Origin of the sequence: Dyella sp. AtDHG13, assembly GCF_003201105.1 — a bacterium.
GTDB classification, from domain to species: domain Bacteria; phylum Pseudomonadota; class Gammaproteobacteria; order Xanthomonadales; family Rhodanobacteraceae; genus Dyella; species Dyella jiangningensis_B.
Genome location: NZ_QICJ01000008.1, coordinates 145,520 through 157,225 on the forward strand (window position 1 = coordinate 145,520; position 11,706 = coordinate 157,225).

13 protein-coding genes are annotated in these 11,706 nt (G+C 67.2%); 9 read left to right on the forward strand and 4 right to left on the reverse strand.

Annotated features, from left to right (window positions below; translation table 11 throughout):
- Window positions 1–371: 371 nt before the first annotated feature.
- The 6 genes from BDW41_RS14510 (at window position 372) to BDW41_RS14535 (ending at window position 4,972) form a co-directional block, all read left to right on the forward strand.
- Window positions 372–830, forward strand: coding sequence for an SPFH domain-containing protein (locus BDW41_RS14510; protein WP_074549603.1), 459 nt, complete (start codon window positions 372–374; stop codon window positions 828–830).
- 187 nt (window positions 831–1,017) lie between these two features.
- Window positions 1,018–1,653: a 16S rRNA (guanine(527)-N(7))-methyltransferase RsmG gene (gene rsmG, locus BDW41_RS14515; RefSeq protein ID WP_074549605.1), complete on the forward strand. Its 636-nt coding sequence runs from the start codon at window positions 1,018–1,020 to the stop codon at window positions 1,651–1,653.
- A gap of 50 nt (window positions 1,654–1,703) precedes the next feature.
- Window positions 1,704–2,570 (forward strand): AAA family ATPase, encoded by an 867-nt coding sequence (locus BDW41_RS14520; RefSeq protein WP_074549607.1) that lies wholly within the window; start codon window positions 1,704–1,706, stop codon window positions 2,568–2,570.
- Window positions 2,571–2,572: 2 nt separating this feature from the next.
- Window positions 2,573–3,445, forward strand: coding sequence for a ParB/RepB/Spo0J family partition protein (locus BDW41_RS14525; protein WP_074549609.1), 873 nt, complete (start codon window positions 2,573–2,575; stop codon window positions 3,443–3,445).
- Between the two features lie 344 nt (window positions 3,446–3,789).
- A complete protein-coding gene (locus tag BDW41_RS14530; protein WP_074549611.1) occupies window positions 3,790–4,506 on the forward strand; it encodes a glycosyltransferase in 717 nt (238 codons plus the stop codon).
- A 100-nt stretch (window positions 4,507–4,606) separates the two neighbouring features.
- On the forward strand, window positions 4,607–4,972 hold the full coding sequence (locus tag BDW41_RS14535) for a DUF488 family protein (RefSeq protein ID WP_074549613.1): 366 nt from the start codon (window positions 4,607–4,609) through the stop codon (window positions 4,970–4,972).
- Between the two features lie 4 nt (window positions 4,973–4,976).
- Here BDW41_RS14535 and BDW41_RS14540 read toward each other — a convergent pair whose 3' ends face one another.
- On the reverse strand, window positions 4,977–5,936 hold the full coding sequence (locus tag BDW41_RS14540; RefSeq protein ID WP_074549615.1) for a patatin-like phospholipase family protein: 960 nt from the start codon (window positions 5,934–5,936) through the stop codon (window positions 4,977–4,979).
- A 100-nt stretch (window positions 5,937–6,036) separates the two neighbouring features.
- Window positions 6,037–7,008 (reverse strand): YafY family protein, encoded by a 972-nt coding sequence (locus BDW41_RS14545; RefSeq protein WP_110301613.1) that lies wholly within the window; start codon window positions 7,006–7,008, stop codon window positions 6,037–6,039.
- A gap of 143 nt (window positions 7,009–7,151) precedes the next feature.
- Between BDW41_RS14545 and BDW41_RS14550 the strand changes: the two genes are divergently transcribed.
- Together BDW41_RS14550 and BDW41_RS14555 are read left to right on the forward strand one after the other, a co-directional pair.
- Window positions 7,152–8,078, forward strand: coding sequence for a hypothetical protein (locus tag BDW41_RS14550; protein ID WP_074549619.1), 927 nt, complete (start codon window positions 7,152–7,154; stop codon window positions 8,076–8,078).
- A gap of 86 nt (window positions 8,079–8,164) precedes the next feature.
- Window positions 8,165–9,004 (forward strand): DUF481 domain-containing protein, encoded by an 840-nt coding sequence (locus BDW41_RS14555; RefSeq protein WP_074549621.1) that lies wholly within the window; start codon window positions 8,165–8,167, stop codon window positions 9,002–9,004.
- A 51-nt stretch (window positions 9,005–9,055) separates the two neighbouring features.
- Here BDW41_RS14555 and hemC read toward each other — a convergent pair whose 3' ends face one another.
- Window positions 9,056–9,973, reverse strand: a complete 918-nt coding sequence (gene hemC, locus BDW41_RS14560) for a hydroxymethylbilane synthase (RefSeq protein WP_074549623.1) — start codon at window positions 9,971–9,973, stop codon at window positions 9,056–9,058.
- Between the two features lie 138 nt (window positions 9,974–10,111).
- Here hemC and BDW41_RS14565 point away from each other — a divergent pair, with 138 nt between their 5' ends.
- Window positions 10,112–10,759 (forward strand): hypothetical protein, encoded by a 648-nt coding sequence (locus tag BDW41_RS14565; protein WP_074549625.1) that lies wholly within the window; start codon window positions 10,112–10,114, stop codon window positions 10,757–10,759.
- Between the two features lie 242 nt (window positions 10,760–11,001).
- On the opposite strand, the gene BDW41_RS14570 is transcribed toward BDW41_RS14565, so the two are convergent.
- Window positions 11,002–11,706: a LytTR family DNA-binding domain-containing protein gene (locus BDW41_RS14570; RefSeq protein ID WP_074549627.1), complete on the reverse strand. Its 705-nt coding sequence runs from the start codon at window positions 11,704–11,706 to the stop codon at window positions 11,002–11,004.

Below are 11,706 nucleotides of genomic sequence, written 5' to 3' on the forward strand. Positions count from 1 at the left end.
GCTTGTCGTTCACCAGCCCATCGCTGTGATGGCGAGGCGGAACGTCGACGAGGCCTGGCCCTGGCTCTCGCTTTTCTCTCACTCCTCACTTCTCTTCACTCACTCCTGCTCTCAAGCCTTCGCCATGGCCGCCGTTAACCCTTCCGTAGAGGGGGAATCCGGCGGTGGCGGCACGGATGGCAAGATCGATGCATCTCCATCCGTGCCTGCCGCCGGGTTCACAAAATCAGCGGCTTAGGCCAGATGACGGGTTGTAAAACCATCTTAGCCTGTCGTTAAATTGGCATTAATCCAAAGGGGTGCAACCGGCTGTATTATCTACTTACAGCTATTTGCGAAGAAAACACCTATAACTCGTTGTATTCATTAATATGAATGCCCTGATTACTCTCGTTGTCCTGGCCCTGATCGCGACGTTCGTCACCGCGATCAAGCGCGTGCCGGCCGACCAGGTGCATAGCCTCTATCGCCGGGGCAAGCCGTTCCGCCTGTTGCAGCCGGGCACCCATATGACTCTCCCGCTGATCGACCGCGTGGAGCACCGCATCAACCTCAGCGGCCAGGTGCTGCGTTTCGAGGAGCTGCTGCCCAATGCCCACGACGTGCGCGGTACCGTGTACTGGCAGGTGCTGGAGCCCGAGCGCGCCGACGCGGTGATCGACCAGGCCGACCAGCTGATCCGTGGCGGCGCCCTGGCCGCGCTGCGCGACGAGCCGGAGGCGTTCCGCGCCGACCGCCGCGACCTCGGCTCGCGCCTCAAGCAGAGCATGAATGGCGCGCTGCGCGAGCGCGGCATGATGGTTACGCGCGTGGAGCTGGAATTCGCCTGATCCGGAGTGCTGCCGGATCAGGTCCGGGCCAAGGTGGCCTAAGAGCACCCGCCCCAGGGGAGACCCTTGAAGCCCGCCTCGGCGGGCTTTTTTCTTTGGTTTTCCGCGGCACGAAGGCCGCTCAACTGGCGTCCGGGGCGGCACACCCGGATACTTGCGGCCCCGTTTGATCAAGGCGTTTCCCTCGATGACCTCCCGCACCGACCTGCAAACCCGGCTGGAACGCGGCATCGCCGCGCTTGGCGTGTCGTTGCCGGCCGGCGCGGCGGATCGGCTGCTGGATTACCAGGCGCTGCTGGCGCGCTGGAATGCCACCTACAACCTCACCGCCATCCGCGACCCGGGCGAGATGGTGAGCCGCCATCTGGTCGATTCGCTGGCCATCCTGCCCTACGTGCAGGGCCAGACGCTGGCGGACCTGGGCACCGGACCGGGCCTGCCGGGCATTCCGCTGGCCATCGCCGCGCCGGAGCGGCAGGTGCTGCTGGTCGACTCCAACGGCAAGAAGGTCCGCTTCCTGCGCGAAGCCATCCGCTCACTCAAGCTTGAGAACGTGCGTGCCGTGCAATCGCGCGTGGAAGAGGTGGAAGGCCAGTTCGACTGCATCACCGCCCGCGCCTTCGCCAGCCTTGAGGACATGCTGGCCTGGGGTGGTCACCTTTTGACCCAGGACGGCATCTGGCTCGCCATGAAGGGCAAGCATCCGGATGACGAGCTGCCCGGCGTGCCGGCCGGATTCGAGGTGCGCGCCATCCACACGCTCGACGTGCCTGACGTGGGTGGCGAGCGCCATCTCGTGGTGTTGGGCCGCACAGCCGGTTGATCAGGCTGCTAATCTAGCCCCCTTTCACTCGTTCACGGTCTCGACGACACATGGCCCGCATCATCGCTGTCGCCAACCAGAAGGGCGGCGTCGGCAAAACCACCACCGCCGTCAATCTCGCCGCCGCGCTGGCCGCCGCCAAGCGCAAGGTGCTGCTGGTCGATCTCGACCCGCAGGGCAATGCGACCATGGCCTCGGGCGTGGACAAGCACGAAGCCAAGCCCAACGGCTGCGAAGTGCTGCTGGACGAGGCGCCCATCGACAAGGCCATCGTCAAGACCGAGGCGAACTACGACCTGCTGCCCGGCAACGGCGACCTCACCGCCGCCGAGCTGAAGCTGATGGACGCGATTGCCCGCGAAGGCCGCCTCAAGGAACAGCTGGCCAAGGTCGCCGACCGCTACGACACCATCCTCATCGACTGTCCGCCTACGCTGCATTTGCTCACGCTCAATGCGTTGACCGCGGCCGATGGCCTGCTGGTGCCGGTGCAGTGCGAATACTTCGCGCTGGAAGGTCTTTCCAGCCTGCTCGACACGGTGAAGGCGGTGCGCCATCGCCTCAATCCGAACCTGGAGATCGAGGGCCTGCTGCGCACCATGTACGACGTGCGCAACAACCTCGGCAACGAAGTGTCGGCGCAGCTCACCGCGCACTTCGGCGACAAGGTGCTGCGCTCGATCATTCCACGCAACGTGCGCCTCGCCGAGGCGCCCAGTCACGGCCAGCCGATTCACCTGTACGACCGCAGTTCGCGCGGCGCCATCGCCTATATCGGGCTGGCCGGCGAGATGATCCGGCGCGAGCGCGGCCTCAACGCCGCCGCGCAGGATCAGGCCCAGGACGTGGTGACGCCGGTGCTGCACGCCGAATCAGACGAGACGCTCGACGACGTCGTCGACATCCATCAGGAGTAAGCATGTCCGCTGCGAAAAAACGGGGCCTGGGACGTGGGCTCGATGTGCTGCTGGGCGGCCACGACGAACCCGGCAAGCCCTCGGTACTGGAGCAGGAAGGCGAACTGCGCACCCTGCCCATCCAGCACATCCAGCCCGGCAAGTACCAGCCGCGACGCCACTGGAACGACGAGGCGCTGGACGAACTGGCCGCCTCCATCCGCGCGCAGGGGCTTATCCAGCCGGTGGTGGTGCGCGAGATCGGCAAGAACCAGTTCGAGCTGATCGCCGGCGAACGCCGCTGGCGCGCCGCGCAGCGCGCGCAGCTGTCCGAACTGCCGGTGCTGGTGAAGGACGTGCCCGAAGTGGCCGTGCCGGCCATGGCGCTGATCGAGAACATCCAGCGCCAGGACCTGACCCCGCTGGAAGAAGCCGATGCGCTCAAGCGCCTGATCGACGATTTCGACCTCACCCACCAGCAGGCCGCCGACGCCGTGGGCCGCTCGCGCGCCGCCGTGTCCAACCTGCTGCGCCTTACCGAACTTCCCGCTTCCATCAAGCGCCTGCTCGACGAAGGCAAGCTGGAGATGGGCCACGCCCGCTGCCTGATCACCCTGCCCGAGAGCATGGCCGAAGGCCTGGCGCTGGAAGCATCCCGCCACGGCTGGAGCGTGCGCGAGCTGGAAGAGCACGCGCGCCGCGCGCAGACCGCGCCCAAGGGCAAGGCCAAGCACGCGCCGGCCCGCGACCCGAACATCGATGCGCTGGAGCGCGAACTGGGCGAGCGCTTCGCCACGCGCGTGGAGCTGGCGCATGGGCGCGGCGGCAAGGGCAAGCTGGTGATCCACTATCACAGCAATGACGAGCTGGATGGGATCCTGGGGAAGATTCGCTGAGGCGCTATGACGTGCCGCGCACCTGCTCCCTCTCCCTTCCGGGGAGAGGGCTGGGGTGAGGGGTCAATCTCGCGAAGCCGCTCCGATGGGGCGGCTTTTTTGTTGCCCGCTAGACGCTTGGTGCTTGCCTGGATGACGGCAAAGTTGAAGCCCTGAGGCGAGCACCCGCCCCTCACCCCAACCCTCTCCCCGGAGGGGGGAGGGAGCTATGGGCACGGTTATCCACAGCGGCCATCCCTTCCGCGACATCCTCGCCACCCCTCTTGCCCCTGACGCCAAGCGCTCCACCCACTAGAATGGCGCCCTGGCGCCCCGCGCCTCCCGTTCAAGACAAGGCCCTCCCCATGCCCCAGCTGTCCGTCGTCGTGCCGGTATTCAACGAGCGCGACAATATCCCGCCGCTGCTCGCCGAGATCGCCGCCGCCCTGCGTGGCAAGGTGGATTTCGAGGTCGTGTACGTGGACGACGATTCCAGCGACGACAGTGTGGCCGTGCTGGCGGCGGAGAAGCCGAAGTATCCGGAGCTGCGCATCGTGCGGCACCTGACGCGCAGCGGGCAGAGCACGGCGGTGTGGAATGGCGTGCGCGCGGCGCGTTCGCCGTGGATCGCCACGCTGGACGGCGATGGCCAGAACGATCCCGCCGACATTCCCAAGCTGCTCGCCCAGCGCGACAAGAGCACGCCGGACGTGCGCCTGTTCGCCGGCTGGCGCACCATGCGCCGCGACAGCTTCAACAAGCGCATTTCCTCCAAGATCGCCAACGCGGTGCGTTCGCGCATGCTCAAGGACTCCACGCCCGATACCGGCTGCGGCCTGAAGCTGTTCGATCGCGAAGTGTTCCTGCGCCTGCCCTACTTCGACCACATGCACCGCTATCTGCCGGCGCTGGTGAAACGCGCGGGCTTCCAGAGCACCAGCGTGCCGGTGGGCCATCGCCCGCGCACGGCGGGCACGTCCAAGTACGGCATGCTCGATCGCCTGTGGGTGGGCATTGCCGATCTGCGCGGCGTGGCGTGGCTCATGCGCCGTGGCAAGGTGACCCAGGTCGAAGAGATCTGAGTCGCCGCGCTTTGCGCTGGCGCGCTTGCGGGTAACCGGGCTTCGACACGCTCTTCATCGGCGTATGCTGATGATCCCTGCTTTGGGAGACCGCCCGCCCATGAGCATTGCCGTCAAGCGCGTCTATGACCCGCCGGCCAAAAGCGATGGCTATCGCGTGCTGGTGGATCGCCTCTGGCCGCGCGGGCTGAAAAAGGACGATGCGGCGCTGGACGCGTGGAGCAAGGAGCTGGCGCCGTCCACCGCGCTGCGCAAATGGTTCGGCCACGATCCCGCGCGCTGGGAAGCGTTCCGGCATCGCTACGCATCGGAGCTCGATGCCGTCGCCGAGTATTGGCGGCCCTTGCTCACGCAGGCCGCGCGCCATCGCGTCACCTTGCTGTTCGGCGCGCACGACGAAGAGCACAACAACGCGGTGGCCTTGAAGTGCTACCTCGACGCCTTGCTGAAGGAACACGCGCGCTGACGCGTCACGGCCGCCCGGTGAACTGCCCTGCATGCGCGGGCTGCCAGTTGGCCAACGCCTCGCGCGCCTGCCGACGTCCCATCTCGATCAGTTCGGTCGCGCGATAGAACTCGTAGACCGTCGCGACGTTGCGCGGCATGCGGATCAACAGGTCCGGTTCGTAGGCCGCCAGGCGCAACCGCGACAGATTCGCCTGCATCAGGTCCATCGATTGCATGAGCAGTTCCAGCATGCCTGGTTCGCGCGGCTTGTCGCTGCCATGCGGCATCAGCTTGCCGATGAATTCGCCGATGCGCGAGCGATAGCTGTCGCTGCCCGCCGTGGGCGTGGCGGAGACTTCGTCTGGAGACCCCGACTCCGGCGGGCCATCCATGCTCACCGCGAACAGGTAATCCGCCGGCTCGCGGATCAGCGGCGTCACCGGCACGGGGTTGAGCAGGCCGCCGTCGATCAGGCGCCGCTCGGACAGTGTCTGTGGCCGGAAAATGGTGGGAATGGCGATGGACGCGCGGATGGCGTCGAACAGCGAGCCGCGCGTGAGCCAGACTTCGCGTTCGCGATCCAGGTCGGTCGCCACGGCGGTATAGGCCAGCGGCAGGTCCTCGATGGCGGCGTCGCCGATCAGGCCGCGCATGGTCTCGATGATGCGCTCGCCCTTGATCAGCCCGCCGCCGGACAGCGTCCAGTCGACCAGTTTGAGCACGTCCATCTTCGCCAGCGAGCAAACCCAGTCGCGATACACGTCCAGCTTGCCCATGGCGTAGATGCCGCCGATGAGCGCGCCCATGGAGGTGCCCGCGATGGCGACGATCTCGTAGCCGTGCGCCTCGATTTCCTCGATGGCGCCGATGTGCGCCAGACCCTTTGCGCCCCCGGAACCAAGCGCGAGCGCGATGGTCGGTTTCCTGGTGGCGGCAGCATCCGCGGGAAGCGTCGAGGGATCGGCGATATCGGTGGCGCTCATGAATACACGGCTGAGAAGTGAAGAGAGAGAAGTGAGAAACCAGAGAAGAGCGCACCGTCACGCGCTTCTCTCGTTTCTCACTCCTCTTTACCCGTTCCTCTCACTTATAGCTACCCAGCGCGAGCTGCAGCTGGATCTTCATCTCCTCGCGCAGCGACAGCGGCGCGACCACTTCCGCATCCGGACCGTACTTGAGCACGTCCATCAGCAGTTCCTTGGAGTTGGAATAGGGCACCTGCAGTTCGTAGCGGCCGTCCGGCAGCCACTCGCCCTTCTGCTGCGAATGCCAGTGCTCGTCGGCCACCCAGCGCGCCGCGTGCTGCGAGAAGCGCAGCGTGGCCCAGGCCTTGGGTTTGCCGGCGAAGATGCCGTAGCTGGATGCCAGCGCGTCGTTGAGCTCCTGCTCGGGCACGTCGCGGGCGGCTTCCTCCAGCGCCTGCGGCTCGGCGATGCGGTCCACCGCAAAGCTGCGCAGCGCCTCGCGGTCGTGGTCCCACACGTCGAGGTACCAGTTGTCGCGATAGTGGGTCAGGCGCTGCGGCGACACGCGGCGGTGGCTGTCGGCATTGGTAGTGCGCGCGCGATAGCGGAAGCGCAGCTGCTTGCGCTCGAGCACGGCGCCGGCCACCACGCGGAACACCTGCTGGTCGAGCTTGCGCTCTCCCCAGGCGATCACGCGGATGCGTTCGATGGGCAGCGTCTTGCCGGTGCCCTGGTCGGACAGCAGGTGTTCGATGCGTGCCTTGAACGGCGCGAGCGCACCGGCCAGGACGCCGGGTCCGCTGCGGCCGATCAGTTCGTTGAGGGCAAGCAGCGCGGCCAGTTCGTCGGAGGTGAGCCACAGCCCCGGCAATTCGAAACGCTCGCCTTCGCCCACCGCGTAGCGGAACGCCGCATGCTCGCCGCCGGCGCTCTCGATCGGCGCGCCCAGCGCATCGCGCAGGAGCGCCACGTCGCGGTACAGCGTCGCTCGCGAGCACTCCAGCTCGTCCATCAGACGAGGCAGAGGCACGGGATAGTGCGCCGACTTGAGCAGTCGGTGCAGGGTCAGAATGCGCTCGTAACGATCCATGAAATGTTTTTCGACGGCTGCCTCCGCGTAGCATGCGCACCGTTGGCGGCAGCCGCAAGTCCAACCGACGGTGAAATTCATCAACACCACGCCGCGGTCACATGCGCGTGATCTACTCTTCACGTACAAAAGACACCACGCTCATGAAGCCGCGCCATTCCGCTCAAAGGACTGACACCACGGGCTACGGACAGGCCCCCGTCCGGGCGCGGCCGCGACCGCTGGCGGCGACGCTGCTGCACGTCGGCGGCTATGCCGGCTTCGGCCTGTGGATGGTGCTGGGGCTCGCGCTGGCGGTGGGGGTCTATCCCGATGGCCGCGGCGACGTGCTGGTGCCGATCGCGCTGGGCGCACTGCTGATCGCTGTGGGCGTGTTCGCGGCGTGCGTGCATTCGCGCTGGATGCCGCACTGGCACGGCTGGGTCATCGGCAAGGGTTCGCGGCCCACGCGCGATGCGCTGATCGCGCTCGGCTGCTGTCTTCCCGTGCTGGCGGTGGCCGGCCTGGCGCGCGGGGACAACACGTTCTGGGCCACGCGCCTCTCCGGCGCGGCCATGGCGCTCTGCAGCCTGTGCAGCCTGATCGTCACCGCCTACGCGGATGCCCGCCGGCAGGCGCCGGGCATCGATCATCACCTCGCCACGCAGTTGCCGCTGAGCCGCGTGGTGTCCGCCACTTATGGCGGCGGCTTGTGGCTGTGGCTGTGCGCGGCCGGCCAGGACAACGATGGTGCCGGTCTGCATGGCTTGGCCTGGATCGTCGGCCTGCTGGCGCTGGCGCTGCTGCGCGGCCTGGTGGAAAGCCTGCGCTGGCAGGCGGCGCTGCAGCGGGCGCAGATGCCACGGGGGCGGCTGGAGCTGCAGCCGGGGCGTTTCCTCGCCGCCCTGCTGGTTTACGCGGTGCCCAGCGTCGCACTGCTGCTGATGAGCTTCGGCACCGGCTGGCTCAGCCTGGCCCTGCTGGCCGCCGTCAGCTGCACCGTGGGTATGGCGACCGAGCTTAGTTTGTATGATGAAGCCCTGGCAGCCTTGCCAGACGGCCCCGAGGGGCCCGTCGCGCGCCAGCGATGAACACCCACGTCCCCGGTTCACAGGCAGTTCAATCCGCCCCGCTAAGGTGGCGTGCTGCCGTTTTAACGAAAAAGGAACAACTGCACATGAACAAGACCCTGATGGCGGGCGCCCTGCTCGCGGCGCTGGTCAGTTTTGGCGCTCAGGCCGACGACACGTCATCCCCCAATCCGGCCAACAACGGCGGGTGGACGGGTTCGGGCGAATTCGGTTTCGCATCCTCCTATGGCAATTCCCGCTCGGAAAACGTCAACGCCAAGCTCGGCCTGAACCAGGAAAACGACCTGTGGAAGAACAACTTCTTCCTCAACGGCCTGCGCTCCAAGGGCGAAGTGCAGGTGCAGGACGCGCAGGGCAACACGGTCGACCGCCTCACCACCACGGCCAACCGCTATGACACCGGCGCCTCGGTGGGCTACAAGCTCGACCCGCGCAGCTACGTGGTGACCGCGCTGCGTTACGAGCACGACGACTTCGGCGCCAACCTGTGGCAGGGCATCGTGTCGGTGGGCTACGGCTATGTGGCGCTCAAGACCGACCGCACCGAGCTGTCGTTCGAAGTCGGTCCCGGTTACAAGCGTTATCGCCCGGCCGACGTCGACCAGTCGGTGACGGTGACCCAGCCCGACGGCACCACCGCCACCCAGACGGTGAAGGTGCGCCAGGACACCGTGAGCGAAGCGGTCGGCCGTGGCCTGATCAACTACAAGTACCGTCTCACCGACAACACGGCCGTGGAAGACACGCTGCTGATCGAAGCGGGCTCGGACAACAAGTACTACCAGAACGACATCGGCCTGTCGGTCAGCATGACGCGCAAGATGGCGCTCAAGCTCGGCTACCAGGTGCGCTACAACAGCGACGTCCAGCCGGGCACGCAGAGCACCGATTCGCTGGTGACGACCAACCTGGTCTACAACTTCTGAGTCACGCGAGTGCGGGGACGAGCGGCCATTGCCGCTCTTCCCGCTGTCTTTTCAGCGGCCCAGCAGCGGGCCGGCGCCCAGATCGAACAAGGCCTGCGCCACGCGCTTGCCCAGCGCGTCGGCCTGGTCGCCCTCCGCTTCGGCCTGGGCCTGCAGCAGGCGGCCGCTGCTGACGTCGCCGACCATGCCCTGCAGATGCAGGCCGCGCTCGGTGACGGTGCACCACGCGCCCACGGGCACGGTGCAGCTGCCGCCCAGGGCCTGGTTCATGGCGCGCTCGGCGGTCACCGCCAGCCGCGTCTGGGCATCGTCCAGCGCGCGCAGCAGGTCCAGCACCTCGGGTTGATCGGAGCGGGCTTCGATGGCGATGGCCGCCTGCCCCGGCGCGGGCAGCCAATCCGGCGCGGAAAGGCGGCCGCGGATGCGGGAGGCAAGCCCGAGCCGCTCGAGCCCCGCGCAGGCGAGCAGGATCGCGTCGTAGTGGCCGGCGTCGAGCTTGGACAGCCGCGTGCCGACATTGCCGCGCAGGTCGAGCAGGGTCAGGTCGGGACGCACGCCGCGCAGCTGCGCCTGCCGCCGTAGCGACGAGGTACCCACGCGCGCGCCCAGCGGCAACGCGGCGAGATCGGCGTAGTCGTTGCTCACGAACGCATCGGCGGCATCGGCGCGGGGAAGGATGGCCGGCAAGCTGAAGCCCGGTTCCAGGTCGGCGGGCACGTCCTTCAGCGAATGCACCGCGAGGTCCGCGCGGCCTTCCAGCATGGCCACTTCCAGTTCCTTGAGGAACAGCCCCTTGCCGCCGATGGTGGCCAGCGGCTTGTCGAGGATCTCGTCACCGCGCGTCGACAGCGGCACCAGCTCCACCACCAGCCCCGGATGCGCGATGCGCAATTCCGCGGCGACGTGTTCGGCCTGCCAAAGGGCGAGCGCGCTCTTGCGGGTGGCGATACGCAGCAGGGTGGGCGTCATGGGGATCTCGTGCGAGGCGTTGCGCGCGGCTTCGTTGGGGACGGCATTGTGGCGTAATTATTGTCGCGGCTGCATTAGGTACGCAGTCGCAGCTAGGACTATGCTGATATCGGGATGGGGACAGCAAGGAGTGTTGTCATGAAGATCCGCAGGATGGTTTGCACCCTGGTTTTCGCCATCGCGGGCGGCGTGGCGCTCGCGGCTCACGCGAGCACGATGCTGCCGGTGCTGATGCCGGACGGCCGCCCCTACACCGACCCGGATGTCACCGCGCGCGGGCTGCCTGAAGCCTCGCCCTTTCACCAGGGAAGCTATCCCGGCGCGTTTCCCGATATCTCGCCCGTGCGCAAGCTCACCGACGAAGGCTGGCTGGCGGCGAGCACGCATCGCGCGAGCGCGGCGCAGATCAACTTCCACCGCGCCCTGCGCATCAAGCCGAACGATCGCCGGCTGCTGTGGGCCTATGGCTGGAGCATGATCAACCTGGGCGATCCGGCCTGCGCGCTGGAAGCCTTCCAGCGCAATCTCTCCCTGCGTCCGGAACAGCGGCCGCAATGGGTGCCGATGGCGATGGCGCTGACCTATACCGCGTCGGGCCAGCGCGACGCGGCGCTGGCCTGGTATCGCGCGGCGGCCAAGAGCGATCCGGTGCGCTTCGGCACCGACAACGCCACCTTGCGCACCACCCTGCACTGGACCCCGAGCGAGCGTGTGCTGATCCGACAGCTGATCGGCTATGCGACGCAGGGCGATGACGCGGCGATGAGGGAGCTGGCTTCGCGCTGAAGGCGCTCTCTTCCCATCAACGCACATGTCCCCTCACCATCATTCCGGCGCAGGCCGGAATCCAGTGGCGTCACGGCACGGCTTTCGCGAAAGAGCCAAACGCTTTGAGGTCACGCGATAACCGACCACTTTCGTGACTGGATTCCGGCCTGCGCCGGAATGACGGTGAGGGGTAGCTCGCTTGCGCGAGATGGTGGACAGGCGTCAGCGTGCGCAAGACGCGGTGACACACCACTGCCGCATCACCCCATGCGCAACAGCTTGCGCAACGCCGGCAGATTGCGCCGGCTCACTTCCGGCATCAGTTCCGTGCCGCCCAGCCGCGCGAGCACGCGGCCGTCGTTGAGCGTCTTCAGGCCGATCAGACGCTGCGCGGGCACCAGGCAGTTGCGGTGCAGGCGGATCAGGGTCTCGGGATAGGCCTCTTCCAGCTGGCGCAGCGAATCCTCCAGCAGCAGCTGGCCGCCGCGATGCTGCACCACCACGTATTTCTCTTCCGCCAGCAGGCAGACGACGTCGTCCAGCGCCACGCGCACCTGCTCGCCACGCAGGCGGCCGTGCAGGTAGCCGCCGGTGTCGCGCGGCGCCTGCTGCAGGCGCAGGCGCGCGCGCTGCAGGGCTTCGTTGAGCCGTTCCAGGCGCACGGGCTTCAGCAGGTAGTCCACCGCGCCCAGTTCGAACGCCTGCAGCGCGTGGCCTTCATAGGCGGTGCAGAACACCACCAGCGGGCGCTTGCGCGCGGCCAGGCGCTGGGCGAGCGCGGTGCCGCTGATGCCGGGCATGTTGATGTCCAGCAGCAATACATCCGGTTGCAGGTCGCCCAGTGCTTCGAGCGCGGCTTCGCCGTCGGCCACGCTGCCCACGACTTCCACGTCGGCGCAGTCGCCGAGCAGCGCGGCCAGGCGGGTTCGTGCGAGGGGTTCGTCGTCAACGATGAGTACGCGCAT